Origin of the sequence: Lactobacillus sp. CBA3605 (assembly GCF_002970915.1) — a bacterium.
In the GTDB taxonomy this organism is placed as follows: Bacteria; Bacillota; Bacilli; order Lactobacillales; family Lactobacillaceae; genus Lactiplantibacillus.
This window is the reverse complement of the sequence record NZ_CP027190.1, coordinates 2,142,395-2,164,877: the sequence shown is the minus strand read 5'-3', so window position 1 is coordinate 2,164,877 and position 22,483 is coordinate 2,142,395. Positions and strand designations below refer to the sequence as shown.

Genomic DNA, 22,483 nt, shown 5'->3' with positions numbered 1-22,483 from the left:
AATTAAATCGTTTCCCGATGGTTCAAGGGTAGCTTTTACCTTGAACCATTTTTTATTCAACCTAAAAGGAGGCCAAAGCATGCATCGTTTACGCGCATTCAAACAACTACTAAAACGATACGGATCAATGTTACGTCCGTTTGATTTCATTATTATTGTTAGCTTGCTCATTTTATCATTTGCTCCTTTGGCCGTTTTCTCCTACCAGCAACGGCAACAGACCATTCAAGCCGCCCAAAGCGCTAAAAAAGCGCGCCATACCTTAACTGCGGTCGTTTCACATGATGGGCATGTCTTAAAAAAGGTTAATTTAACAACATTAGCTAAAACCCAGCATTATACGTATCGTGATCAATCCGGCCATTATAATCAAATTACCTTTAAAGCCAAACGTGTCGCGATTACTAAGGCCAACTGTGCGGATCAAGTTTGTGTCCGCCGAGGCTGGATTCATAAGCCGGGACAGACAATTGTCTGTTTGCCCCATAAGATCTTAATTGAAATCAAGTCTAGTACCGGTCAAGTCAAGGCTGGCGGTAACGGGCTGGTTACGGAGTAAAATCTTGAATAATTCATATGAACAATCTAACAAAACACACCGAAATATTTATATTGCCTTATTAGTGGCCCAGGGCGTCATTATCGGCATTCTAGAGCGCATGATTCCCTTCCCTTTCGCCTTTGCCCCTGGTGCGAAACTGGGTCTAGCGAATCTCATCACCATTGTCGCTATTTTCACGCTATCTTTTCGTGACGTCATTACCTTAACCTGGTTACGCTTAATCTTAACCGCCCTTTTAGGTGGGACACTCTCAACCTTTATCTATAGTTTTGGTGGGGCTTTTCTCAGTTTATTTACCATGTTACTCGTTAAACAGCTCGGACCAAAACGGGTCAGTATCATTGGTATTTCTGCCACCGGTGGTGTGATGCACAATGTCGGTCAACTCTTAGTTGCTAGCTTAATTGCCCAGACTTGGACTGTCATGTTGTACCTCCCGGTGTTATCAATCATTGGCCTAGCTGCTGGTAGTGCTCTCGGTATTGCTGCCAATTACCTCTTTACCCATGTGACCAGTCTGAGCTATTTACGTTTTAATCATGAACAACGACCAAGTCAAAAAAAGGAGTAACTTTTCATGCAAGCAACGCAATTACATCCACTTTGGCATGATTATCCAACTTTACAACCAGAGTTACAGCAAGTTATGCAACTAATGGATGCTAATATTAATATTTCTGATACCGCCATTACTAGTGCCATTCTTGAAATGATTCACAGCGGTGGCAAACTCTTGCGGCCAGCCTACTGTCTGTTATTTTCACAATTTAAGGCGACGGACCGACAACGAATGATTGCCCTCGCAGCAGCGCTAGAAACGTTGCATACAGCGACTTTAATTCATGACGACATCTTGGATGATGCAAAGCTTAGACGTCATCAGGCCAGCATTCAAGAGCAATTCGGCAAAGATGTCGCAGTCTATGCAGGTGATTATCTATTCGTTGTCGTGTTTAAAATCTTAGCGCAATATTCGAGCAGTTTTAAAAGTATCCAATTAAATTCTGAAAATATGGAGAAAATTTTAATTGGTGAGGTCCAACAGAAGGATCGCCATTACCGCATTGATATTACGATGACGCAATATCAGGAACAAATTCAAGGTAAAACAGCCGAACTCTTCGCATTAAGTTGTTTCCTTGGTGCTTACGAATCTGGTCAGAGCGCACCGTTTGCTGCCCGGGCACGTAAAATCGGCTTAGCCATTGGGATGGCGTTTCAAATTCTAGACGATATTCTTGACTATCAAGCCGTTAGTCACGAAATTGGGAAGCCAATCTTAGAAGATGTGGCCGAAGGGGTCTATACGTCCCCATTAATCTTTGCACTACAAACCGACTACCGGACTGAGCTGCTCCCTTTATTGCGACAACAAGGTCAAATTAATGCTACCGACCGCCACCGCATTCAAACCATCGTCATTGCCGCTGGCGGGGTTGACCGAGCTAAGCAACTGGCAACTAGTTACACTAATCAAGCCCTACATTTATTAAATAAGCTCCCGAACAACGCAACTCGCACCACTTTAATCCGATTAACGCAGCAACTATTAGATCGACATAATTAACTTAACTAAAAAAAGCGTCTAGATTGAGTTTATACAAACTCAATCTAGACGCTTTTCAGTTGACTAGCACCAAAAAAATCACTTAAGACTGCGATATGCCATCTATGTTTAACATAAATAACTTCCGAACTAGACTTAGTTACCAAAATAGGTAACCACCATCATAACGTCCGTCAACCATCAATCTCAGTGATCCGTAAAAAATTTAATTAGTCAACGAGTTCCAAGACAACCATGTGGGCACCATCGCCACGACGAGGCATAGTCTTGTAAATTCGTGTATAACCACCATTGCGGTCAGCATATTGAGGACCTAGGTCACTAAATAGCTTTTGCAAAGCAGTTTGTACAGTTACGTTGTCGTCTTCTTCCTTAACATCAGCAACAATGTCCCGCATAAAAGTAGCGGCTTGACGACGAGCGTGTAAATCGCCCTTCTTAGCTAATGAAATCATCTTATCAGTAGTCGAACGAACTTCCTTAGCGCGAGCTTCAGTAGTTTCGATGCGACCATTAACGATTAATGAACTAGTCAAATCACGAAGTAAGGCACGACGTTGTGAACTTGTACGTTGTAATTTACGGTAACTCATGAACGGATATCCTCCCTTGTATTAGTCTTCTTTGCGTAATGATAACCCAAGGTCAGCTAACTTAGCTTTAACTTCCTCAAGCGACTTGCGCCCAAGGTTGCGAACCTTCATCATATCAGCTTCAGTTTTGTTAGTTAATTCTTGAACCGTGTTGATACCAGCACGTTTCAAACAATTATATGAACGGACTGAGAGATCTAACTCTTCAATCGTCATTTCTAACATTTTTTCCTTATGCGTTTCTTCTTTCTCAACCATCACATCAGTGTTTTTAGCTTCATCAGTGAGATTTACGAAGATTGAAAGGTGATCAGTCAGGATTTTGGCTGATAGACTAATGGCTTCACTTGGAGTGATTGAACCATTTGTCCAAACGTCTAAGGTTAACTTATCAAAATCATCACGTTGACCAACCCGCGTGTTTTCAACTTGATAGTTAACACGTTCAATTGGAGAATATAATGAATCGACAGGTAAAACGCCAATTGGCATATCATCTTCACGATGTTTGTTATCCTCAGCGGAAACATAACCACGACCAGTATTAGCAGTCATACGCATATGGAAGTGTGCACCATCTGCAACAGTACAAATTGCTAAATCAGGATTTAAGACTTCTACGTCAGCATCGCCAATGATATCACCAGCGGTAACGTTAGCAGGTCCCTTAACATCGATTTCCAATGCCTTGGTTTCGTCTGATTCTAATTTAAGCGCGATCTTCTTTACATTCAAGATAATTGCCGTAACATCTTCAGTTACGCCCTCTATCGTTGAAAATTCATGAAGAACCCCGTCAATTTGAATACTGGTAACAGCAGCGCCAGGTAAAGAAGAAAGAAGAATCCGACGAAGTGAATTCCCTAAAGTTGTACCATAACCACGTTCAAGTGGTTCTACAACAAACTTACCATAGTTGTCGTTTTCATCAATTTTATGAATGTTAGGTTTTTCAAATTCAATCATTCTTATCTTTTACCCCTTTCAAAACGCGTGGTGTTTGGTAGTTGTGCGCACAAAATGAAGTTTGCCCTCAAAATGAACGTCACAGATTAAACACGACGGCGCTTTGGAGGACGAGAACCATTATGAGGAACTGGCGTAACATCGCGAATTGCACTAACTTCCAAACCAGTAGCTTGTAAAGCACGGATTGCAGCTTCACGACCTGAGCCAGGACCTTTAACAGCGACTTCAACAATCTTCATGCCATGTTCCATACATGCCTTAGCAGCAGCTTCGGCAGCCATTTGAGCAGCAAAAGGTGTTGACTTACGACTACCCTTGAAACCTAATGAACCAGCTGATGACCAAGCAATTGCGTTACCTTGCATATCAGTGATCATTACAAGTGTGTTGTTGAATGTTGAATGGATGTGAGCCACACCGGCTTCAATATTCTTTTTTACCCGACGACGACGGGTTGTCTTTCTAGTTGCCATAAAATTCGAAAACCTCCCTTATTTATTATTTTTTACGTCCAGCGATGCTAACTTTTTTACCCTTACGAGTACGTGCGTTATTCTTCGTATGTTGACCACGAACGGGTAAACCACGACGATGACGCATCCCACGATATGAGCCGATTTCTTGAAGTAACTTGATATTCAAGCTAACTTCACGACGTAAGTCACCCTCAGTTTTGTAACCGTCAACGACGGCACGGATCTTATCTTCTTGTTCAGGAGTTAAGTCACGTACACGAACGTCTTCTGAAACCCCAGCTTCAGCTAAGATCTTTTGAGCAGACGTATTACCAATACCGAAAATGTAAGTCAAACCGATGACAATACGCTTGTCACGTGGTAAGTCAATTCCTTCAATACGAGCCATTAATTTTTCACCTCCGACTTATTAGTTAAATTATTTACCTTGGCGTTGCTTATGCTTTGGATTAGCAGAGCAGATAATCATCACACGGCCTTTACGACGAATAACTTTGCAGTGTTCGCACATAGGCTTTACAGATGGTCTTACTTTCATGAATATTTACCTCCTATAAGGTACAAAGTGTCGATCCTACTTGAAACGGTAGGTAATCCGACCCTTAGTTAAATCATAAGGTGACATTTCGACTGTTACCTTGTCGCCAGGTAAAATCCGAATGTAATGCATGCGAATCTTACCTGAAACGTGTGCCAAGATTTCAGCGCCGTTTTCAAGTTCAACCTTAAACATTGCGTTGGGCAACGTTTCTTTAATGGTGCCTTGAATTTCGATGACGTCTTCCTTTGCCAAGTAATTGTCCCTCCCTTATTATCTGGTTTCGTGCTGCCACGTTTTTGGTCCGCTTTTCGAACCAGTCATTGTCTAAATAATATTAAAAAAATACTAAATCATTCAACGGCTAAACCTGAATAAGTTTATCACAACGGCATTTGAAAAGCAAATGACGCTCCTACTCATGGGACTTACGGTTAAAGGTTATCAAGAACTGACTTGATATCTCGATAGACATCATCAATGTCGCGATCACCGTCAACATTGACTAGCAATTTCTCTTGACCGTAATAATCGATTAATGGCGTGTTCAATTTAACATTGACATCCAAACGATTTTTGACGGTTGCAGGCTTATCGTCATCTCGCTGATAAAAATCATGACCACCACAAACATCACAAGTTCCCTCAACTTTAGGCATCTTGTATAACTTGTGGTAAGTTGCACCACATGTCCGACAGATGAAACGACCTGAAAGTCGTTCAACTAAAACTGCTGGTTCAACATGAATGTTAATGACACCGTCCAACGGTTTGTTCAAATCTTTAGCGATTTGTGACAAAGCGTGAGCTTGATCAATATTGCGTGGATAACCATCCAAGAGAAAGCCATTAGCAGTATCCGCTTCAGCTAACCGATCCTTAACGATGCCATTGGTGACTTCGTCAGGAACCAAATTACCTTGGTCGATATACTTCTTAGCTTCCAAGCCCATCTTGGTTTCATTTTTAATTGCTGCCCGGAAGATATCACCCGTTGAAATATGAGGAATATCAAAATCTTCAAGAATCTTCTGCGCTTGAGTACCCTTACCAGCACCTGGTAGACCCATTAAAATCAGGTTCATTGTTCCCATGTTTTTTCCTCCTATAATGCAAGAATGTGTTGAGTCTCCCCAACACATTCGCTAATTAACGAATGAAACCGACATAGTCGCGCTTCATCATTAACCCTTTAATTTGACGAATAGTTTCAAGGGCAACCCCAACCACGATTAGTAAACTAGTCCCGCCTAACCCGATTGATTCATCCAAGCCCCAGATATCTGAAGCAAGCAATGGAATCAAGGAAATTAATCCAAGGTAAAGGGCACCAACCGTACTTAACCGCATTAACAATTTAGATACCCAGCCCTGAGTATCTTTACCAGGCCAAACGCCTGGAATATAGCTGCCTTGCTTTTGTAAGTTTTTAGAGAGTTTTTCAGGATTAACCTGAACAAACGCATAGAAAAACGTGAAAAGCACAATTAATACGGTATATAATATCGCACCAGTCGTTGACTGCATATTAAAGATGTTACTCATAACTGTATACCAAGTTTCGTCACCATGGCTGGATTGGAAACCAAGTAAAATTGTCTGTGGCGTTGCGATGAAAGAACTCGCGAAGATAACAGGAATAACCCCGGCAACATTCACCTTTAATGGTAGATAACTACTATCAGGTGCACCAGCTGCACGCCGAGTATATTGAATTGGAATTCGATCATTAGCTTGTTCAACCCACGTTACAAACATAACGATGATGATGACCAAGAGTAACAATCCAACCACAACTAAAATACTCAACCACCACTGACTTTTTGCTACATTGACAAATTGTTCTTGATAAATTTGATAAATCGAAGTTGGTGTACGAGCAATGATCCCAGCAAAGATAATGATTGAAACCCCATTACCAATCCCACGATCAGTAATCATATCTCCCATCCAAGTTGTCAACATGGCACCACCAGTTAAGATGAGCCCAATCGTTAGATAGGTTGACACGCTTGGATTGCTAACTAATTTAAGCGAGCTAAGAGAGTTAAAACCAGCCGTAATACCAATTGATTGAACGAAGGCCAAGATGATTGTTAAATATCGAGTCGCTTGATTAAGCTTCCGTCGTCCAACTTCACCTTGCTTGCCCCATTCAACAAACTTTGGAACAATATCCATTTGTAACAATTGAACAATGATTTGTGCCGTAATGTAAGGGGATACCCCCATAGCAAGGATAGAATAATTTGTTAAGCCGCCACCACTGAATGTATTCAACATACTTATCAGTCCAGATGATGCAACCGATTGTAGCGCCTTTGCATTAACCCCTGGAACTGTGATATAAGAGCCAAGACGAAATACAATCAAAACGCCCAACGTGAACAGAATTTTATTCCGAATATCCTTAACTTTCAGAGCGTTCTTCATGGTAGTCAGCAAGTTAAATCACCTCAGTTTTACCGCCAGCAGCTTCGATTGCCTTAACGGCAGTTTCGGAGAACTTGCTTGCCTTAACTGTTAACTTTTTGTCGAGTTTACCATTACCAAGAACTTTAACAGCAGAACTCTTTTTAACCAAGCCAGCTTCCTTTAATGATTCTGGTGTTACTTCAGCACCATCATCAAAACGGTTTAAGCCATCAAGATTAACAACCGCATATTCCTTACGGTTGATATTAGTAAATCCACGTTTTGGAATCCGACGGTACAATGGCATTTGGCCACCTTCGAACCCTACACGTACTTTACTACGCGCCTTTTGGCCTTTTTGACCACGACCAGAAGTTTTACCTTGGCCACTTGAATCGCCACGACCAATCCGACGGCGTGAAAAACGTGAACCTTCACTCGGTGTTAATTCATGTAACTTCATCTAGTAGGCACCTCCTCTTTAAAAATTTTAATTATTTGATTACTTCAACATCAATTAAATGAGCGATGTGGAAGATTGCACCGCGAGTTGCCGCGTCATCAGGTTTTAGAACTGAGCTGTTAACTCGGTTTAAACCAAGTTCCTGAACAATTTTACGTTGCTTAGGAAGACGATGAGCCGCACTGCGCACTAAAGTGATCTTTAATTGAGCCATGTTGTTTGTCCTCCTATTCAGCTAAATGTTCAACTGAAACGCCACGTAAAGCAGCAATTTGTTCTGCTTTCTTCAAGCTCTTTAAACCTTCAAACGTTGCACGAACAACGTTAACAGGCGTATTTGAGCCGAGACGCTTACTTGTCACATCATCAATACCGGCTAATTCCATAACGGCACGAACGGCGCCACCAGCGGCAACACCGGAACCTTCAACAGCAGGCTTAAGCATAATGCGGCCACCGCCGTAAACACCAAGGGCTGCATGAGGAATGGTTGTACCGACCATTGGTACAGTGATCAAGTTCTTTTTAGCAGCTTCGGAAGCTTTCCGAATGGCTTCAGGAACTTCTTGCGCTTTACCAGTACCGAAACCAACGTGTCCTTTGTGGTCACCAACGATTACCAATGCAGCAAACCGTAGACGACGACCACCTTTAACAACTTTAGTAATCCGGTTAATGGCAACAACATTATCGTCAAGATCTAATTTTGATGGATCAATGAAAGTCATGTGGTATTATTCCTCCTTTGTTAGAATTTAAGTCCGTTTTCACGAGCAGCTTCAGCTAAAACCTGAACCCGGCCGTGATATAAGTAACCGCCACGATCGAAGACAACGTCAGCAATCTTCTTTTCGGCAGCACGTTTTGCAACGACTTCACCAACAGAAGCAGCCTGTTCGGTCTTTGTGTTGCCTGTTACTTCGCTATCTAATGTTGAGGCACTTGCGAGCGTTACACCCTCTACATCATCAATAACTTGAGCGTAGATGTTTTTGTTTGAACGATAAACATTTAAGCGTGGGCGCTCAGCAGTACCAGAAATCTTACCGCGAACACGTGCGTGACGACGTTGGCGGGTCTTATTCTTATCTGGTTTTGTAATCACAATAGTCACCTCTAATATATAGTATGGACAGCACTAGGCTGCATTATTTACCAGTCTTACCTTCCTTACGACGAACATATTCATCGACGTAACGAATCCCTTTACCTTTGTAAGGTTCAGGTGAGCGAACGGCCCGAACTTCGGCAGCAAAATCGCCAACAGCTTGCTTACCAATACCAAGGATATTGATATGTGTGTTGTCAGGAACTTCAATTGTCAAGTTTTCAGGTGTTTCGAATTCAACAGGATGTGAATAACCAACGCTTAATACTAATTTCTTACCTTGCAATTGGGCACGGTAACCAACACCGACCAATTGAAGATTCTTAGCAAAGCCTTTAGTAACCCCTTCAACCATGTTGTTGACATTAGCACGAGTAGTTCCGTGCACTGCCTTCATCTTATAGTCATCAGATGGGCGAGTGAATTTAACTTCATTGCCTTCAACTGACATCGTGATATCACTGGAAATGTTCCGAGTTAATGTTCCCTTAGGACCCTTAACTGTGACCACTTCACCAGCTTGTGATACCTCTACCCCAGCGGGTAGTTCAATTACTTTATAACCAATACGACTCACTTACTTGCACCTCCCGTCTTAATTATTTATTACCAAACGTAAGCTAAAACTTCGCCGCCAAGTTTCTTAGCGCGAGCTTCTTTATCAGTAATTACGCCTTCTGAAGTTGAAATGATAGCAATACCTAAACCATTTAAAACTTTAGGAACGGCATCAGCTTTAACGTATGAACGTAAACCTGGTTTTGAAATACGCTTCAAACCACTAATTACACGTTCGTTGTCTTTACCATACTTCAAGAAGACACGGATAATGCCCTGTTTGTCATCATCCATATATTCAACGTCGCGAACAAAGCCTTCATTCTTTAAAATTTCAGCAATGTTGCGTTTGATTTTTGATGCAGGAACTTCTAATGAGTCGTGACGTACCATGTTAGCGTTACGAATACGAGTCAAGAAATCTGCGATTGGATCAGTCATCATGAAAGTTTAACCTCCTTTAACTTGGGTTCGTTTTTTACCAGCTGGCCTTTTTCATGCCAGGGATTTGACCTTTGTGGGCCAGGTCACGTAAGCAGATACGGCACAAGTGGAATTTACGGTAAACTGAATGTGGACGACCACAACGTTCGCAACGAGTATAGTTTTGAACATTAAACTTTGCGCCACGCTTTTGTTTAGCAATTTGTGATTTTTTAGCCAACTTCGATTAACCCCCTTCGATTATTTAGCAAATGGCATGCCAAATTGAGTTAACAACTCACGTGATTCTTCATCACTATCAGCTGTCGTTACGAGTACAATGTCCAAACCGCGTACACGGTTAACATTATCATAGTTGATTTCTGGGAAGATCAATTGTTCACGGACACCCAATGTGTAGTTACCGCGCCCATCAAATGAACGAGTGCTTACACCATGGAAGTCACGAACACGTGGTAATGATACATTGATCAATTTATCCAAGAAGTCATACATACGTTCACCACGTAAGTCAACTTTGGCACCAATTGCCATACCTTCACGAAGACGGAAACCAGCGATAGATTTCTTTGCACGAGTAACCAAAGGTTTTTGGCCCGCGATCAAAGTCAATTCTTCAACGGCTTCGTCTAAGTTCTTAGCATTAGTGACTGCATCACCAACACCCATGTTCAAAACAATCTTTGCCAGCTTAGGTACTTGCATTACTGAAGTGTAATTAAACTTGTCAACTAATGCTGGGACGATTTCTTTTTCATATTGAGCTTTTAAACGGTTTTCCATGAAACTTGCTTCCTCCTTTCAGTTAGGCTCTTAGTTTTCTAAAGCGTTGCCGCTCTTTTTTGAGAAACGGACACGCTTACCATCTTCGCGACGGACACCTAAACGGGTAGGTTCGTTGTTTGATGGGTCAAGGAACATAACGTTAGAAGCATCAATTGGTGCTTCGATATCAACGATACCGCCTTGTGGGTTAACATTCGTTGGTTTTTGGTGTTTCTTAATCTTGTTAACACCTTCAACAACGACACGGTTCTTGGCAGAGATAACTTTTTTAATAGTACCTTCTTGACCACGATCCTTACCGCTGATTACACGAACTTTATCACCAGTTTTAATCAACATTAGGTTGCGCACCTCCTTATATTTACGGTGTGTGATTACAGAACTTCTGGGGCTAATGAAACGATACGCATGAAGTCTTTATCACGTAATTCACGAGCGACAGGGCCAAAGATACGAGTACCTTGAGGTGTCTTGTCATCACGGATAATAACTGCAGCATTTTCATCGAATTTGATGTATGAACCATCAGTCCGGTGAACACCAGACTTAGTCCGGACAATAACTGCTTTAACAACATCATGAGCTTTGACAACACCACCGGGTGTTGCTTGTTTGACCGTAGCAACGATAACATCACCGATATTAGCAGTCTTACGACCTGAACCACCTAAAACTTTAATAGTTAGGATTTCACGGGCACCGGAATTGTCAGCAACTTTTAAACGACTTTCTTGTTGGATCACAGTAAGTGTCCTCCCTTCATTTAATATTCTTCAGCTAATAAACTAGATAATAACAGCTTTTTGAACGACGTCAAGTAAGCGGAAACGCTTTGTAGCTGATAGAGGACGAGTTTCCATGATCCGGACGATATCGCCAACGTGAGCATCATTATTTTCATCATGTGCTTTGTACTTCTTTGAATAACGAACGCGCTTGCCGTAAACAGGATGATTCTTGTATGTTTCACGGACAACAACGATGGTTTTGTCCATCTTATCTGAAACAACGCGTCCTTGGATAACCTTGCGGCTGTTACGAGTATCTTCACTCATTCGTGATTGCCTCCTTTATACTCTACTTGTTTAATTCTTGTTCACGCAACGCAGTTTTGATACGTGCGATATTCTTACGAACTTGTTTTAAACGAGCGGTGTTTTCAAGCTGACCGGTGGCCAATTGAAAACGCAAGTTGAAAAGTTCGTCTTTGTAAGACTTTTCTTTTTCGAGCATTTCAGTAGTGGACAATGCTTTAATTTCCTTAGCCTTCATCTGATTCGCCACCTACTTCCTCGCGCTTAATGATCTTAGTTTTTACAGGTAACTTAGTACTTGCTAAGCGTAAAGCTTCGCGAGCAACTTCTTCAGATACGCCGCCGACTTCAAACATAACTTTGTTACGTTTTACTGGAGCAACCCAACCTGCAGGAGTACCTTTCCCATTACCCATCCGCACGCCGACACCTTTTTCAGTGTAGGACTTGTGAGGGAAAATCTTAATCCATACTTTACCGCCACGCTTCATGTAACGGTTCATAGCAACACGAGCAGCTTCAATCTGCCGGTTACTAATCCAGTGTGATTCTAGTGTTTGTAAACCATAATCACCGAATGCAACTGATTTACCGCCTTTAGCTTCACCGCGCATTTTACCACGATGAACACGACGGAATTTTACCCGTTTAGGTACTAGCATGTTTATTTTCCTCCTTTATCTGCAGATTTCTTTTCTGGCAAGATTTCGCCACGGTAGATCCATGTCTTAACGCCAAGCTTACCGTACGTTGTACGAGCTTCAACCCATGCGTAATCAATATCCGCACGTAAGGTATGCAATGGAACCGTACCATCTGAGTATGTTTCAACACGTGACATATCAGCACCGTTCAAACGGCCTGCGACTTGTGTCTTAATACCTTTAGCACCGGAACGCATTGTACGTTGCATAGCACCGCGCATTGCACGACGGAAAGCGACACGGCCTTCCAATTGACGGGCAATACTTTCACCAACTAATTTAGCATCTAAATCAGGTTTCTTGATTTCGATGATGTTGATGTGTACACGTTTACCAGTTAAATTGTTTAATTCTTTACGAAGTGCTTCTACTTCAGAACCACCCTTACCGATAACCATCCCTGGTTTAGCGGTATGGATTGAAATGTTCACGCGATTTGCAGCGCGTTCGATTTCAACGGTGGAGACGGAAGCGTCGGCAAGTCGTTGTTCGATATACTTACGGATGCGTAAATCTTCGTTCAAATAGGTTGCAAAATCTTTTTCAGCGTACCATTTTGCTTCCCAGTCGCGAATGATTCCTACACGTAATCCGGTTGGATTTACTTTTTGACCCACGCGTTATCCCTCCTATTTTTCAGTAACTGTGATCGTAATGTGGCTAGTCCGTTTGTTGATTGGTGAAGCTGAGCCTTTAGCACGAGGACGGAACCGTTTTAGGGTTGCGCCTTCGTTGACGAAAGCTTCACTGACAACTAAATCTTCACGATCTAAGTCAAAGTTATTTTCAGCGTTAGCGACTGCTGATAGTAGTACTTTTTCGACTACTGGTGAGCCACCCCGAGGAGTGAACTTTAAAATTGCTAATGCTTCGGCAACGCTTTTACCTCTGATAAGATCGACAACTAGGCGGACCTTACGAGCGGCGATACGAACAGTTTTTGCAGTTGCGCGTGCAGATGTTACTTGTTCAGCCATTCTTTATATCCTCCTAACTATTACTTCGTTGTCTTATCGTCTGTACCATGACCATGGAATGTCCGTGTAGGTACAAATTCACCTAACTTATGACCAACCATATCATCTTGGACATAAACTGGGACATGCTTACGCCCATCATAAACAGCGATAGTGTAACCAATGAAACTTGGGAAAATTGTTGAACGACGTGACCACGTCTTAATGACGGATTTCTTGTCGGAACCAGACTGTGCATCGATTTTTTTCAATAAATGCGCATCTGCGAAAGGTCCCTTCTTTAAACTACGACCCATCGTGTGACCTCCTCTCGAGAACTACAGTAATTGCGAATTAATGTTTACCTGGACGACGACCACGAACGATAAGCTTGTTTGAACGAGCTTTCTTGTTACGAGTCTTCTTACCAAGGGTTTTCTTACCCCATGGTGACATTGGCGATGGATGACCGATTGGAGCCTTACCTTCACCACCACCATGAGGGTGATCGTTAGGGTTCATTACAGAACCACGAACTGTTGGACGTTTGCCTTGCCAACGTGAACGACCAGCCTTACCTGAGTTGATTAATTCATGTTGTTCATTACCAACAGTACCAATAGTAGCACGGCCAGTTAATAGAACTAAACGAACTTCACCAGAAGACAAACGTACGATAGCGTACTTGCCTTCCTTACCAAGTAATTGAGCAGACGCACCAGCTGAACGGGCCATTTGGCCACCCTTACCGGGTTTCAGTTCGATGTTATGGATAACAGTACCAACTGGGATGTTAGTTAATGGTAAAGCATTCCCAACTTTGATGTCAGCTTCAACACCTGATTGAACTTGCATACCAACTTCTAAACCCTTTGGTGCTAAAATATATGATTTTACACCATCAGCATATACCAATAAGGCAATGTTAGCTGTCCGGTTTGGATCATATTCGATTGCTTTAACCGTTGCAGAAACTTCATCTTTAATCCGCTTAAAGTCAACCAAACGGTATTGTTGCTTATGACCACCGCCACGATGACGAACAGTAATGTGACCATAACTGTTACGACCAGCCGTATGACTTTGTGAGTCTAATAATGACTTTTCAGGTTTCGTCTTAGTAATTTCGGCGAAATCAGAAGCAGTCATATTACGACGGCCGTTAGTGGTTGGTTTATACTTCTTAATACCCACTGTGAGTTACCTCCTAAAATTAGATTTATTGTTGATCGTCGTTGAACAACTTAATTTCGTTTGAGTCAGGAGTTAAGGTAACAATTGCCTTACGACGCTTCTTAGTGTAGCCGGCGTAACGACCTTGACGCTTTAACTTACCTTTAACGTTCATCACGTTAACTTTAACGACTTTGACATCGAAGATTTCTTCAATAGCCTTTTTAACTTGTGTTTTTGTTGCCTGTACGTTGACATCAAAGGTATAACGCTTGTCATCCAAGTTAGCCATTGATGCTTCAGTAACTACAGGGCGTAAAATTACATCGCGTGCTTCCATTATGCGAGCGCCTCCCCTAATTGATCGAGGGCTTTTTGGGTAACGACTAATTTGTCACTGTTAGCAACATCTAGTACGTTAACACCTTTGGCTTTTAGGATCTTAACATTTGGTAAGTTACGACCTGCCAAAGCAGCCTTTTCATTGTCCTCTTCAACCAAAACAAGTGTCTTGGTGTCGACATTGAGGTTATTTAGTACGTTAGCAAATTCTTTAGTCTTAGGTGCGTCGAAAGCTAAGCCTTCAACAGCAACTAAGCTATTGTCTAAGACCTTTTGAGAAAGGACAGACTTCAAAGCTAAGCGCATAACCTTCTTTGGTAATTTGTAGCTATATGAACGTGGAGTTGGTCCAAAGACAATCCCACCTTTACGCCATTGTGGTGAACGGATAGAACCTTGACGCGCCCGACCAGTACCCTTTTGACGCCATGGTTTACGACCACCACCGCGACGAGCACTCCGGTTTTTAACGGCGTGAGTTCCTTGACGCAATGATGCTCGTTGCATCAAGATGGCGTCAAAAACAACGTTTTCGTTTGGTTCAACACCAAACACTGCATCGTTTAAAGTAACGTCACCATTTTGCGTACCGTCTTGTTTGTATAATGCTACGCTAGTCATGTATTATGTCCTCCTTTCTTATTTACTTTTTACAGATGTTTTAATGATAACAAATGACTTGTTAACGCCAGGGACATTCCCTTTAATTAATAAGACGTTGTTTTCAACATCAGCACGAACGATTTGCAAGTTTTGCATCGTCCGTTGGTGATTACCCATCCGGCCTGGTAATTTCTTACCTTTGAAGACCCGGTTAATAATAGCACCTAATGAACCAGGACGACGATGGTAACGAGACCCATGAGACATAGGTCCACGACTTTGACCATCTTTATGGATATTACCTTGGTAACCATGACCTTTAGTGATACCCGTAACGTCAACGGCGTCACCGACTGCAAAGATATCAGCCTTGACTTCGTCACCTACTGTGTAATCTCCAAGCTCAACATTACGAATTTCACGAATGAAGCGCTTAGGAGCCGTTTTTGCTTTTGCTGCATGACCTTGAGCAGGTTTGTTGCTTAAGACTTCACGCTTATCGTCAACACCTAATTGAATTGCTTCGTAACCGTCATTTTCAACAGTTTTAACTTGCAAGACAACGTTGGGTTGAGTTTCGATAACTGTAACTGGGATTAATTCCCCGGCTTCAGTGAAGACTTGCGTCATTCCTACCTTTTTCCCTAAGATTCCTTTAGTGGTCATGAGTACACCTCCAATTAATTGATTTTAGTTTGAATTAAAGCTTGATTTCAATATCTACACCGCTAGGCAAGTCTAATTTCATTAATGAATCGACTGTCTTAGGCGTTGGGTTAACGATATCGATTAATCGCTTATGAGTCCGCATTTCGAATTGTTCACGTGAGTCCTTAAACTTATGTGGTGAACGTAGAACGGTATAAATAGTCCGTTCAGTTGGTAAGGGAATTGGGCCTGAAATAGTAGCACCAGTTCTCTTTGCCGTTTCGACAATCTTGTCAGCTGACTGATCAAGAATACGGTGTTCGTACGCCTTTAAGCGAATACGAATTTTTTGTTTTGCCATTGTTGTGACCTCCTTCGTCTATTTTGAAAATAAGACTAGCTCCGTGAAAATTACCGCCGCACCCCATGACAATGTAGCCGGGCGTGTCGCAACCTTTCACATCAAAGCTAACTACGGTTACTTGATGTCGGGGTAACCCCATCTAAATACCAAGCACATTCTATATTAACTGAAAAGCTCTGCAATAGCAAGTGTTTCCACACTTTTTTCAAACCATCATTGTAATTCGAGTTACCTTTTTCAAACCAGCAACAACTAAGATAACATAGATAGCTAAAAAATAATAGTCTTTCTCGAGTTTTGTAATCTTAATGTCAATTATCCACTACCAGTTTCAGTTTACTTCTATAATATACAACAACAAAAAAACGCTGAGCAAAATGCTCAACGTTTTTTCTAATCAGGATTAATCTTCGACCGGTTGGCCGCCATTTTTCTTGATAATTTCAGCTTGAACAGCCTTTGGTACCTTTTCGTAATGGTCAAAGGCCATTGTGAAGGTCCCACGACCTTGTGTTGCTGAACGTAAGGTCGTTGCATAACCAAACATTTCAGCTAACGGTACAAACGCATGAACTTCTTGAGCGTTCCCACGTTCTTCCATACCTTCAATCTTACCACGACGAGCGGTAACATGACCCATAATATCACCTAAGTAATCTTCTGGTGTCACAATATCAACCTTCATGATAGGTTCCAAGATAACTGGACCGGCAGACTTAGTTGCGTTCCGTAATGCGATTGAAGCGGCAATCTTGAAGGCTGCTTCACTAGAATCGACATCATGGTAAGAACCGTCGTATAACTTAGCTTTGACATCAACTAATGGGTAACCAGCTAACACACCGTTAGCCATTGATTCGCGCAAGCCTTGTTCAACTGAAGGAATGTATTCACGTGGAACAACCCCACCAACGATGGCATCTTCGAATTCGAAGCCTTTACCTTCTTCGTTAGGTGTGAATTCAACCCAAACATCCCCATATTGACCTTTACCACCAGATTGGTGAACGAACTTACCTTGGACCTTAGTAGCCTTGGTAAAGCTTTCACGGTATGAAACTTGAGGTGCACCAACAGTTGCTTCAACGTTGAATTCACGACGCATCCGATCAACAATGATGTCCAAATGTAATTCACCCATCCCGGCAATCAAAGTTTCACCAGTTTCAGGGTTAGTTTCAGCCTTGAAAGTTGGATCTTCTTCAGAAAGCTTTTGTAGCGCAACATTCATCTTATCTTGGTCAGCCTTAGTCTTAGGTTCAACGGCAACCTGGATAACTGGATCTGGGAATTCCATTGATTCCAAATGATATGGATGTTCAATACTCGTTAATGAGTCCCCAGTAGTTGTATTCTTCAAACCAATCGCAGCGGCAATATCACCAGAGAAAACTTCTGGGATCTCTTTCCGTTGGTTAGAATGCATTTGAAGTAAACGACCGACCCGTTCACGTTTGTCTTTAGTTGCGTTTAACACGTATGAACCAGATTCCAAGGTACCTTGGTAAACCCGGATAAAGGTTAACCGACCAACGAATGGGTCAGTTGCAACTTTAAAGGCCAACGCAGCGAATGGTTTGTCATCGCCAGCAATTAAGTCAATAGCTTCATCAGTTTCAGGATCAGTTGCTTTATAAGGCTTAACATCAAGTGGTGATGGTAAGTAATCCACAACAGCGTCCATTAACATCTGAACACCCTTATTCTTGAAGGCAGAACCAGCTAAAACTGGGAAGAATTCAAGGCTTAACGTTCCTTTACGGATTGCAGCTTTGATTTCAGCTTTAGAAACTTCTTCACCATTCAAGTACTTTTCCATGATGCCATCATCAATATCAGCTAAAGCTTCAATCAAGTCATCACGAGCAGCTTGGGCTTCTTCTTTGTATTCATCAGGTACATCAACAGTATCCCATTCAGTCCCAAGCTTATCTTCGTCATAAAGGTCAGCCTTCATTTCGATTAAGTCAATGACACCTTCAAAGTTGTCTTCTGCCCCAATTGGTAATTGGATAGCATGCGCATTAGCTTGCAAACGATCACCAATCGTGCTTACTGAATACTTAAAGTCTGCCCCAATTTTATCCATCTTGTTAACAAAGACAATCCGTGGCACGTTATAAGTTGATGCTTGACGCCAAACAGTTTCGGTTTGAGGTTCAACCCCTGATTGAGCATCCAAAACCGCAATGGCACCATCTAAAACCCGTAATGAACGTTCAACTTCAACAGTGAAGTCAACGTGTCCAGGGGTGTCGATGATGTTAATCCGGTGGTCTTTCCACTCAGCAGTCGTTGCAGCGGAAGTAATGGTAATCCCACGTTCTTGTTCTTGAGCCATCCAGTCCATTTGTGAAGCCCCATCATGGGTTTCACCGATCTTATGGATTTTACCCGTATAGTACAAGATACGTTCAGTAGTAGTGGTCTTACCAGCATCGATATGGGCCATAATACCAATATTACGAGTCTTATCGAGTGAAAATTCTCTTGTATTAGCCATTAGTAAGTGTGTTACTCCTCTCAATTCAAATGGAATTAACAATGTAAACTTTTCTTCAAAAAATGGCTACTATATGCTCGCATATAATAGCCACCTTGTTGTTTCGTTTAGTTAAAGGCAACCCTTAACCAAACCATGGGAATATTACCAACGATAATGTGCAAAGGCACGGTTGGCTTCAGCCATTTTATGCGTATCTTCACGCTTTTTAACTGAGGCACCAGTATTGTTAGCAGCATCCATGATTTCACGAGCTAACCGGTCTGACATGGTGTGTTCACCACGTGAACGTGCGTATTGAACGATCCAACGAAGGCCCAAGGTCGATTTACGATCTGGACGAACTTCGATAGGAACTTGATAGTTAGATCCACCAACACGGCGAGCTTTAACTTCAAGTACTGGCATAACGTTCTTCATAGCTTCTTCGAAGACTTCTAAAGGTTCATTACCAGTTTGTTCTTTAATTTGATCGAACGCATCATACAAGATTGTTGATGCAGTTCCGCGTTTACCATCTAACATTAAGTGGTTGATTAAACGCGTTACTAATTTTGAATCGTACATTGGATCAGGCAAAACTTCGCGCTTTGCGACATGTCCTCTTCTTGGCATTTAACTTACCTCCTTATTCCTTTGGCTTTTTAGTCCCGTACTTAGAACGGCTTTGGCGACGATCTTCGACACCGGCAGTATCTAAAGTACCACGGATAACATGATAACGAACACCAGGTAAATCCTTTACACGTCCACCACGAATTAAAACAACACTATGTTCTTGGAGGTTGTGACCAATACCAGGAATGTAAGCTGTAACTTCAATCAAGTTAGATAGACGGACACGCGCGTACTTCCGTAAAGCCGAGTTAGGCTTCTTAGGAGTCATTGTGCCGACACGAGTAGCGACACCCCGTTTTTGTGGTGCTGGATTGTTAGTTTGAACCTTCTTGTAACTGTTATACCCAAAGTTCAAAGCTGGGGCGTTCGATTTTGATACTTTAGACTTACGGCCTTTGCGAATTAATTGATTAATTGTTGGCATGTTCTAAAGTGTCCTCCTTCCAAAATATCTGAGTTTTTAAGTCCACACATCCAGGTGGTTCTTTTTTTTACAAAAAATAACGCCTGAACGATGGCGGTTTTGCGCTTAGCCGACCAGTCAGCATGTCTGTATTCCTATACAGGAATCTGTCTGCAAAAAGCACCTTTACTAGACTACCATGATGTTCAGAGCGTGTCAATAAATGTTATAAGCTTTTCTTCACGTAATTATTGATTAGTGAGGAGGAATTTTTTTGTTACTTCTATTAATAAATAGTTATTTCTTTTTAACTGGTGCCTGCTTGGGATCATTCATGACTTGCTGTGCTGACCGGATCAGTACTAAGCAACCTTGGAATTGGTCACAACGTTCCCGTTGTCCACATTGCCAGACACAGTTGCGGTACTGGCAACTTACACCAATCATCGGCCTACTTTTGCAACGTGGTCATTGCTACACTTGCCACCAACCGATTAGTTGGACCTCAACTTGGATTGAATTACTGTGTGGCAGTTTACTACTTTATAACTGGCAAGCCTTATCCATGCTCACCATTGTCTGGTTAAGTTGCTACTTCGTCCTGATCTTCAATAGTCTCACGGATTACCACACCTTCCAAGTTTACCCGCTTACGCTCATCTTACCGGCGCTGCTAGGTCTTAGTCAACGCCATTTAATTTGGGATAATGCCCTATTACTCGTTTTGTTCCTATTAGTTGGACTCTACTTAGTCGCCCGCTTGACCAATAAATTCGGCTTAGGTGATGTTGACGTGTTGCTGTTATTAATTTGTGTCGCTTCCCCCGTCCAAGTAATCACCAGCTTAACGTTAGCGGCAATTGGTGCCCTCGTCGTCTTAAGCCAATACCAGCAACGACAGCTTCCTTTTGTGCCCTTTATCAGTTGGGGTTTCATTCTAGTGACCCAACTAGGCCTCGCCAATTGACATCAAATCATTGTCATCCGTCGGGACTATAATCGTGGCTATCTGATGAGCCGCATTCAGTTGGATCTGAAATTGGGCGCGATTTTTTAGCGGTAATACATTTTCTTGATAGTTCCGCCAATTAATCGTGCGCCAATTATGATGTGCCAGTCGGGTAAAAGCACGTTGATCTAATTGATAACGAGCAGGCAAGTTTAGTGCCATGCAGCGAGCTAAGTACCACCGGTAATTAACTTCTGGCGCCACTGTTAAAAAAACACTAGTCGTTAGTAAAGATTGAAAGACCGGTTGTAAGACCATTAGCCCCTCCACAATAATAATATCTGGCTGAGAAATCGTTTGCGACCATTGCTGATCAATATCATTAATGGCATGATTGTAACTGGGAAGTGTTATTCGGCGCTTAGTCTGAACCCGCATCACAAATTGTCGCATCAATGCGGACCGATATGATTGCGGAAAACCTTTGACTGCCATTAGATGGTGGGCTTTCAAGGTCGCATTCGGCAGCAAGAAGTCATCCGTCGAAACTAAAACAGTCTGCGCCTTTGGCAACCGTTGCTGACAAAACCGTTGCAGTTGTTGCGCAAACGTAGTCTTTCCCGCCGCAACATTGCCAGTAATCCCGATCACGATTGGTTGTGTCCCTACTTTTTCAATCATTGCTGTGGCTAAAAGCTGCTGATAAAATTTGTCATTTGACGTGTACATGACGCCACCACCTTTAATTTCATTTTGGAGAGGAGCTCGTTTAAATGGATATTCATCAGATTCAATACTTAATCACGATTGTTGATAACGATTTTAACCTCACTAAGAGCGCACGGGTCCTAAACGTGTCACAACCTGCGCTCAGTAAACTCATCAGTGAACTTGAAAATATTGAAAATGTGCGCATCTTTATTCGGCGCAAAGGTCGTATCACCGGTTTAACCCCCGTTGGTAAAGATCTTATTCAAAATGGTCGGCAGGTCAGTCTCGACTATCAAGCGATGATGCAAAGCCTACGCGATCACGCAACCGTTCAAACTGGTAAAATCACAATTGGCATTGCCCCAGTCATCATTTCAACCGTCTTTAATCGGGCAATTCCAAAGTTCATTCAGGAAAATCCAACGATTCAATTAAAAATCGTAGAACGTGGTGCCTACGAACTACAAAAAATGCTTTTATTACAAGAAATTGACTTAGCAGTGATTGTTGCTCCGGCAACCTTTCCTGGTATTACTGAAACAATCATTTACCGCGATTCAGTTGCAGTTTGGTTCAACAACCAACATCGTTTCCATGATTTTCCAGGAGCAATTCCCTTCAATGAAGTCGGGCAAGAACGGATTGTCACACTTGATGATAGTTTTATGGTCACTTACCAAGTTAAGCAACGCTTTCAGCAGCAAAAGATTCAACCCAACTTCTTCTTTCAAACCAGCTCTTGGGATTTAATTCTTAATATGTGCCAAGAAATGGACACTGTCGGTATTATTGCAGCCCCAATTGCTAGTAACTACGCCGGAACTAATATCGAGCATCGTGAATTCGATCCGGTTTTCCCTTGGAATATTAGCCTTTGTCGCTTCGGTGACGACTACACTAGCAATTTAGTTCATTACACTAGCGATTGGTTCACCAACTATTTTAAGCACACACCGCGACATGTAGCTTCATCATAAAAATAACGAGGTTGGGATT

The 22,483-nt window shown here is 42.1% G+C and carries 38 protein-coding genes; 5 read left to right on the top strand and 33 right to left on the bottom strand.

Going from position 1 to position 22,483, the window contains the following annotated elements; all coding sequences use genetic code 11:
* The first annotated feature begins 79 nt into the window (after window positions 1-79).
* Genes C5Z25_RS10470 through C5Z25_RS10460 form a run of 3 tightly spaced genes read left to right on the top strand, consistent with a single transcriptional unit; the run spans window position 80 to window position 2,129 of the window.
* Window positions 80-559: a NusG domain II-containing protein gene (locus C5Z25_RS10470; protein WP_105452539.1), complete on the top strand. Its 480-nt coding sequence runs from the start codon at window positions 80-82 to the stop codon at window positions 557-559.
* 4 nt (window positions 560-563) lie between these two features.
* Window positions 564-1,133: a Gx transporter family protein gene (locus C5Z25_RS10465; RefSeq protein WP_105452538.1), complete on the top strand. Its 570-nt coding sequence runs from the start codon at window positions 564-566 to the stop codon at window positions 1,131-1,133.
* Between the two features lie 6 nt (window positions 1,134-1,139).
* Window positions 1,140-2,129, top strand: a complete 990-nt coding sequence (locus tag C5Z25_RS10460; protein ID WP_105452537.1) for a polyprenyl synthetase family protein — start codon at window positions 1,140-1,142, stop codon at window positions 2,127-2,129.
* Window positions 2,130-2,338: 209 nt separating this feature from the next.
* On the opposite strand, the gene rplQ is transcribed toward C5Z25_RS10460, so the two are convergent.
* From rplQ to rpsL, 32 genes are all read right to left on the bottom strand, one after another.
* Entirely contained in the window at window positions 2,339-2,722 is a 384-nt protein-coding gene (rplQ, locus tag C5Z25_RS10455; RefSeq protein WP_105448037.1) for a 50S ribosomal protein L17, read from the bottom strand.
* 21 nt (window positions 2,723-2,743) lie between these two features.
* A complete protein-coding gene (locus C5Z25_RS10450) occupies window positions 2,744-3,688 on the bottom strand; it encodes a DNA-directed RNA polymerase subunit alpha (protein WP_105452536.1) in 945 nt (314 codons plus the stop codon).
* An 86-nt stretch (window positions 3,689-3,774) separates the two neighbouring features.
* Complete coding sequence (rpsK, locus tag C5Z25_RS10445; RefSeq protein ID WP_105452535.1) at window positions 3,775-4,164, bottom strand: 30S ribosomal protein S11; 390 nt, start codon at window positions 4,162-4,164, stop codon at window positions 3,775-3,777.
* 25 nt (window positions 4,165-4,189) lie between these two features.
* Window positions 4,190-4,555, bottom strand: coding sequence for a 30S ribosomal protein S13 (gene rpsM / locus C5Z25_RS10440; RefSeq protein WP_105448034.1), 366 nt, complete (start codon window positions 4,553-4,555; stop codon window positions 4,190-4,192).
* A 30-nt stretch (window positions 4,556-4,585) separates the two neighbouring features.
* Window positions 4,586-4,705, bottom strand: a complete 120-nt coding sequence (rpmJ, locus tag C5Z25_RS10435; protein WP_003638083.1) for a 50S ribosomal protein L36 — start codon at window positions 4,703-4,705, stop codon at window positions 4,586-4,588.
* A gap of 36 nt (window positions 4,706-4,741) precedes the next feature.
* The gene (gene infA, locus C5Z25_RS10430; protein ID WP_003638082.1) at window positions 4,742-4,960 is read right to left on the bottom strand and encodes a translation initiation factor IF-1; all 219 of its coding nucleotides are present in this window, start codon (window positions 4,958-4,960) and stop codon (window positions 4,742-4,744) included.
* Between the two features lie 179 nt (window positions 4,961-5,139).
* A complete protein-coding gene (locus C5Z25_RS10425; protein WP_304598425.1) occupies window positions 5,140-5,790 on the bottom strand; it encodes an adenylate kinase in 651 nt (216 codons plus the stop codon).
* Window positions 5,791-5,854: 64 nt separating this feature from the next.
* Entirely contained in the window at window positions 5,855-7,150 is a 1,296-nt protein-coding gene (gene secY / locus C5Z25_RS10420) for a preprotein translocase subunit SecY (RefSeq protein WP_105452533.1), read from the bottom strand.
* A gap of 1 nt (window position 7,151) precedes the next feature.
* A complete protein-coding gene (gene rplO, locus C5Z25_RS10415; RefSeq protein WP_105452532.1) occupies window positions 7,152-7,583 on the bottom strand; it encodes a 50S ribosomal protein L15 in 432 nt (143 codons plus the stop codon).
* Window positions 7,584-7,614: 31 nt separating this feature from the next.
* A complete protein-coding gene (gene rpmD / locus C5Z25_RS10410; RefSeq protein WP_105448030.1) occupies window positions 7,615-7,797 on the bottom strand; it encodes a 50S ribosomal protein L30 in 183 nt (60 codons plus the stop codon).
* 13 nt (window positions 7,798-7,810) lie between these two features.
* Entirely contained in the window at window positions 7,811-8,311 is a 501-nt protein-coding gene (rpsE, locus tag C5Z25_RS10405) for a 30S ribosomal protein S5 (protein ID WP_105448029.1), read from the bottom strand.
* A gap of 20 nt (window positions 8,312-8,331) precedes the next feature.
* The gene (rplR, locus tag C5Z25_RS10400) at window positions 8,332-8,697 is read right to left on the bottom strand and encodes a 50S ribosomal protein L18 (RefSeq protein WP_304466361.1); all 366 of its coding nucleotides are present in this window, start codon (window positions 8,695-8,697) and stop codon (window positions 8,332-8,334) included.
* A gap of 34 nt (window positions 8,698-8,731) precedes the next feature.
* The gene (gene rplF, locus C5Z25_RS10395) at window positions 8,732-9,268 is read right to left on the bottom strand and encodes a 50S ribosomal protein L6 (RefSeq protein ID WP_105452531.1); all 537 of its coding nucleotides are present in this window, start codon (window positions 9,266-9,268) and stop codon (window positions 8,732-8,734) included.
* Window positions 9,269-9,297: 29 nt separating this feature from the next.
* Window positions 9,298-9,693, bottom strand: coding sequence for a 30S ribosomal protein S8 (rpsH, locus tag C5Z25_RS10390; RefSeq protein WP_105448026.1), 396 nt, complete (start codon window positions 9,691-9,693; stop codon window positions 9,298-9,300).
* 34 nt (window positions 9,694-9,727) lie between these two features.
* Window positions 9,728-9,913 carry a type Z 30S ribosomal protein S14 gene (locus C5Z25_RS10385; RefSeq protein ID WP_003638073.1) on the bottom strand — a complete coding sequence of 62 codons (186 nt, stop codon included), beginning with the start codon at window positions 9,911-9,913 and terminating at the stop codon, window positions 9,728-9,730.
* Between the two features lie 20 nt (window positions 9,914-9,933).
* Window positions 9,934-10,476 carry a 50S ribosomal protein L5 gene (gene rplE / locus C5Z25_RS10380; protein WP_105448025.1) on the bottom strand — a complete coding sequence of 181 codons (543 nt, stop codon included), beginning with the start codon at window positions 10,474-10,476 and terminating at the stop codon, window positions 9,934-9,936.
* A 30-nt stretch (window positions 10,477-10,506) separates the two neighbouring features.
* The gene (gene rplX / locus C5Z25_RS10375; protein ID WP_105448024.1) at window positions 10,507-10,818 is read right to left on the bottom strand and encodes a 50S ribosomal protein L24; all 312 of its coding nucleotides are present in this window, start codon (window positions 10,816-10,818) and stop codon (window positions 10,507-10,509) included.
* A 35-nt stretch (window positions 10,819-10,853) separates the two neighbouring features.
* Window positions 10,854-11,222: a 50S ribosomal protein L14 gene (rplN, locus tag C5Z25_RS10370; RefSeq protein WP_105448023.1), complete on the bottom strand. Its 369-nt coding sequence runs from the start codon at window positions 11,220-11,222 to the stop codon at window positions 10,854-10,856.
* Window positions 11,223-11,264: 42 nt separating this feature from the next.
* Window positions 11,265-11,534 (bottom strand): 30S ribosomal protein S17, encoded by a 270-nt coding sequence (rpsQ, locus tag C5Z25_RS10365; RefSeq protein WP_105448022.1) that lies wholly within the window; start codon window positions 11,532-11,534, stop codon window positions 11,265-11,267.
* A gap of 22 nt (window positions 11,535-11,556) precedes the next feature.
* Window positions 11,557-11,751, bottom strand: a complete 195-nt coding sequence (gene rpmC, locus C5Z25_RS10360; protein ID WP_003638068.1) for a 50S ribosomal protein L29 — start codon at window positions 11,749-11,751, stop codon at window positions 11,557-11,559.
* A complete protein-coding gene (gene rplP, locus C5Z25_RS10355; RefSeq protein WP_105448021.1) occupies window positions 11,741-12,175 on the bottom strand; it encodes a 50S ribosomal protein L16 in 435 nt (144 codons plus the stop codon). The genes rpmC and rplP overlap by 11 nt, the downstream gene beginning before the upstream one ends.
* A gap of 2 nt (window positions 12,176-12,177) precedes the next feature.
* Window positions 12,178-12,834, bottom strand: coding sequence for a 30S ribosomal protein S3 (rpsC, locus tag C5Z25_RS10350; RefSeq protein ID WP_105448020.1), 657 nt, complete (start codon window positions 12,832-12,834; stop codon window positions 12,178-12,180).
* A gap of 12 nt (window positions 12,835-12,846) precedes the next feature.
* A complete protein-coding gene (rplV, locus tag C5Z25_RS10345) occupies window positions 12,847-13,194 on the bottom strand; it encodes a 50S ribosomal protein L22 (RefSeq protein ID WP_105448019.1) in 348 nt (115 codons plus the stop codon).
* Window positions 13,195-13,214: 20 nt separating this feature from the next.
* Window positions 13,215-13,490 (bottom strand): 30S ribosomal protein S19, encoded by a 276-nt coding sequence (rpsS, locus tag C5Z25_RS10340; RefSeq protein ID WP_105448018.1) that lies wholly within the window; start codon window positions 13,488-13,490, stop codon window positions 13,215-13,217.
* A 37-nt stretch (window positions 13,491-13,527) separates the two neighbouring features.
* Window positions 13,528-14,367 (bottom strand): 50S ribosomal protein L2, encoded by an 840-nt coding sequence (gene rplB / locus C5Z25_RS10335; RefSeq protein WP_105452530.1) that lies wholly within the window; start codon window positions 14,365-14,367, stop codon window positions 13,528-13,530.
* Window positions 14,368-14,392: 25 nt separating this feature from the next.
* A complete protein-coding gene (rplW, locus tag C5Z25_RS10330; protein ID WP_105448016.1) occupies window positions 14,393-14,686 on the bottom strand; it encodes a 50S ribosomal protein L23 in 294 nt (97 codons plus the stop codon).
* Window positions 14,686-15,309 (bottom strand): 50S ribosomal protein L4, encoded by a 624-nt coding sequence (gene rplD / locus C5Z25_RS10325; RefSeq protein WP_105448015.1) that lies wholly within the window; start codon window positions 15,307-15,309, stop codon window positions 14,686-14,688. Before rplD ends, rplW begins: the two co-directional genes overlap by 1 nt.
* Window positions 15,310-15,327: 18 nt before the next feature.
* Window positions 15,328-15,957 carry a 50S ribosomal protein L3 gene (gene rplC / locus C5Z25_RS10320; RefSeq protein WP_105448014.1) on the bottom strand — a complete coding sequence of 210 codons (630 nt, stop codon included), beginning with the start codon at window positions 15,955-15,957 and terminating at the stop codon, window positions 15,328-15,330.
* A 34-nt stretch (window positions 15,958-15,991) separates the two neighbouring features.
* Window positions 15,992-16,300: a 30S ribosomal protein S10 gene (gene rpsJ / locus C5Z25_RS10315; RefSeq protein ID WP_003638059.1), complete on the bottom strand. Its 309-nt coding sequence runs from the start codon at window positions 16,298-16,300 to the stop codon at window positions 15,992-15,994.
* 406 nt (window positions 16,301-16,706) lie between these two features.
* Window positions 16,707-18,806, bottom strand: coding sequence for an elongation factor G (gene fusA / locus C5Z25_RS10310; RefSeq protein WP_105452529.1), 2,100 nt, complete (start codon window positions 18,804-18,806; stop codon window positions 16,707-16,709).
* Between the two features lie 144 nt (window positions 18,807-18,950).
* Window positions 18,951-19,421, bottom strand: a complete 471-nt coding sequence (gene rpsG, locus C5Z25_RS10305; protein WP_105450094.1) for a 30S ribosomal protein S7 — start codon at window positions 19,419-19,421, stop codon at window positions 18,951-18,953.
* 13 nt (window positions 19,422-19,434) lie between these two features.
* Window positions 19,435-19,848 (bottom strand): 30S ribosomal protein S12, encoded by a 414-nt coding sequence (rpsL, locus tag C5Z25_RS10300; RefSeq protein ID WP_105450093.1) that lies wholly within the window; start codon window positions 19,846-19,848, stop codon window positions 19,435-19,437.
* A gap of 253 nt (window positions 19,849-20,101) precedes the next feature.
* Here rpsL and C5Z25_RS10295 point away from each other — a divergent pair, with 253 nt between their 5' ends.
* Complete coding sequence (locus C5Z25_RS10295; protein ID WP_234002737.1) at window positions 20,102-20,794, top strand: prepilin peptidase; 693 nt, start codon at window positions 20,102-20,104, stop codon at window positions 20,792-20,794.
* On the opposite strand, the gene C5Z25_RS10290 is transcribed toward C5Z25_RS10295, so the two are convergent.
* A complete protein-coding gene (locus tag C5Z25_RS10290) occupies window positions 20,777-21,505 on the bottom strand; it encodes a type I pantothenate kinase (RefSeq protein ID WP_105452528.1) in 729 nt (242 codons plus the stop codon). The genes C5Z25_RS10295 and C5Z25_RS10290 overlap by 18 nt on opposite strands.
* A 44-nt stretch (window positions 21,506-21,549) precedes the next feature.
* On the opposite strand from C5Z25_RS10290, the gene C5Z25_RS10285 reads away from it, so the two are divergent.
* Window positions 21,550-22,464 (top strand): LysR family transcriptional regulator, encoded by a 915-nt coding sequence (locus C5Z25_RS10285; protein WP_105452527.1) that lies wholly within the window; start codon window positions 21,550-21,552, stop codon window positions 22,462-22,464.
* Window positions 22,465-22,483: the final 19 nt, after the last annotated feature.

Excerpts from the sequence above, each read along its gene's own strand:
- C5Z25_RS10470 (WP_105452539.1), top strand. The coding sequence starts at position 80 with ATGCATCGTTTACGCGCATTCAAACAACTACTAAAACGATACGGATCA.
- C5Z25_RS10460 (WP_105452537.1), top strand. The coding sequence starts at position 1,140 with ATGCAAGCAACGCAATTACATCCACTTTGGCATGATTATCCAACTTTA.
- rplQ (WP_105448037.1), bottom strand. The coding sequence starts at position 2,722 with ATGAGTTACCGTAAATTACAACGTACAAGTTCACAACGTCGTGCCTTA.
- C5Z25_RS10450 (WP_105452536.1), bottom strand. The coding sequence starts at position 3,688 with ATGATTGAATTTGAAAAACCTAACATTCATAAAATTGATGAAAACGAC.
- rpsK (WP_105452535.1), bottom strand. The coding sequence starts at position 4,164 with ATGGCAACTAGAAAGACAACCCGTCGTCGTCGGGTAAAAAAGAATATT.
- rpsM (WP_105448034.1), bottom strand. The coding sequence starts at position 4,555 with ATGGCTCGTATTGAAGGAATTGACTTACCACGTGACAAGCGTATTGTC.
- rpmJ (WP_003638083.1), bottom strand. The coding sequence starts at position 4,705 with ATGAAAGTAAGACCATCTGTAAAGCCTATGTGCGAACACTGCAAAGTT.
- C5Z25_RS10425 (WP_304598425.1), bottom strand. The coding sequence starts at position 5,790 with ATGAACCTGATTTTAATGGGTCTACCAGGTGCTGGTAAGGGTACTCAA.
- rplO (WP_105452532.1), bottom strand. The coding sequence starts at position 7,583 with ATGAAGTTACATGAATTAACACCGAGTGAAGGTTCACGTTTTTCACGC.
- rpmD (WP_105448030.1), bottom strand. The coding sequence starts at position 7,797 with ATGGCTCAATTAAAGATCACTTTAGTGCGCAGTGCGGCTCATCGTCTT.
- rpsE (WP_105448029.1), bottom strand. The coding sequence starts at position 8,311 with ATGACTTTCATTGATCCATCAAAATTAGATCTTGACGATAATGTTGTT.
- rpsH (WP_105448026.1), bottom strand. The coding sequence starts at position 9,693 with ATGATGACTGATCCAATCGCAGATTTCTTGACTCGTATTCGTAACGCT.
- rplE (WP_105448025.1), bottom strand. The coding sequence starts at position 10,476 with ATGGAAAACCGTTTAAAAGCTCAATATGAAAAAGAAATCGTCCCAGCA.
- rplX (WP_105448024.1), bottom strand. The coding sequence starts at position 10,818 with ATGTTGATTAAAACTGGTGATAAAGTTCGTGTAATCAGCGGTAAGGAT.
- rpsQ (WP_105448022.1), bottom strand. The coding sequence starts at position 11,534 with ATGAGTGAAGATACTCGTAACAGCCGCAAGGTTATCCAAGGACGCGTT.
- rpmC (WP_003638068.1), bottom strand. The coding sequence starts at position 11,751 with ATGAAGGCTAAGGAAATTAAAGCATTGTCCACTACTGAAATGCTCGAA.
- rplP (WP_105448021.1), bottom strand. The coding sequence starts at position 12,175 with ATGCTAGTACCTAAACGGGTAAAATTCCGTCGTGTTCATCGTGGTAAA.
- rplV (WP_105448019.1), bottom strand. The coding sequence starts at position 13,194 with ATGGCTGAACAAGTAACATCTGCACGCGCAACTGCAAAAACTGTTCGT.
- rpsS (WP_105448018.1), bottom strand. The coding sequence starts at position 13,490 with ATGGGTCGTAGTTTAAAGAAGGGACCTTTCGCAGATGCGCATTTATTG.
- rplW (WP_105448016.1), bottom strand. The coding sequence starts at position 14,686 with ATGGAAGCACGCGATGTAATTTTACGCCCTGTAGTTACTGAAGCATCA.
- rplD (WP_105448015.1), bottom strand. The coding sequence starts at position 15,309 with ATGACTAGCGTAGCATTATACAAACAAGACGGTACGCAAAATGGTGAC.
- rplC (WP_105448014.1), bottom strand. The coding sequence starts at position 15,957 with ATGACCACTAAAGGAATCTTAGGGAAAAAGGTAGGAATGACGCAAGTC.
- rpsJ (WP_003638059.1), bottom strand. The coding sequence starts at position 16,300 with ATGGCAAAACAAAAAATTCGTATTCGCTTAAAGGCGTACGAACACCGT.
- fusA (WP_105452529.1), bottom strand. The coding sequence starts at position 18,806 with ATGGCTAATACAAGAGAATTTTCACTCGATAAGACTCGTAATATTGGT.
- rpsG (WP_105450094.1), bottom strand. The coding sequence starts at position 19,421 with ATGCCAAGAAGAGGACATGTCGCAAAGCGCGAAGTTTTGCCTGATCCA.
- rpsL (WP_105450093.1), bottom strand. The coding sequence starts at position 19,848 with ATGCCAACAATTAATCAATTAATTCGCAAAGGCCGTAAGTCTAAAGTA.
- C5Z25_RS10290 (WP_105452528.1), bottom strand. The coding sequence starts at position 21,505 with ATGTACACGTCAAATGACAAATTTTATCAGCAGCTTTTAGCCACAGCA.
- C5Z25_RS10285 (WP_105452527.1), top strand. The coding sequence starts at position 21,550 with ATGGATATTCATCAGATTCAATACTTAATCACGATTGTTGATAACGAT.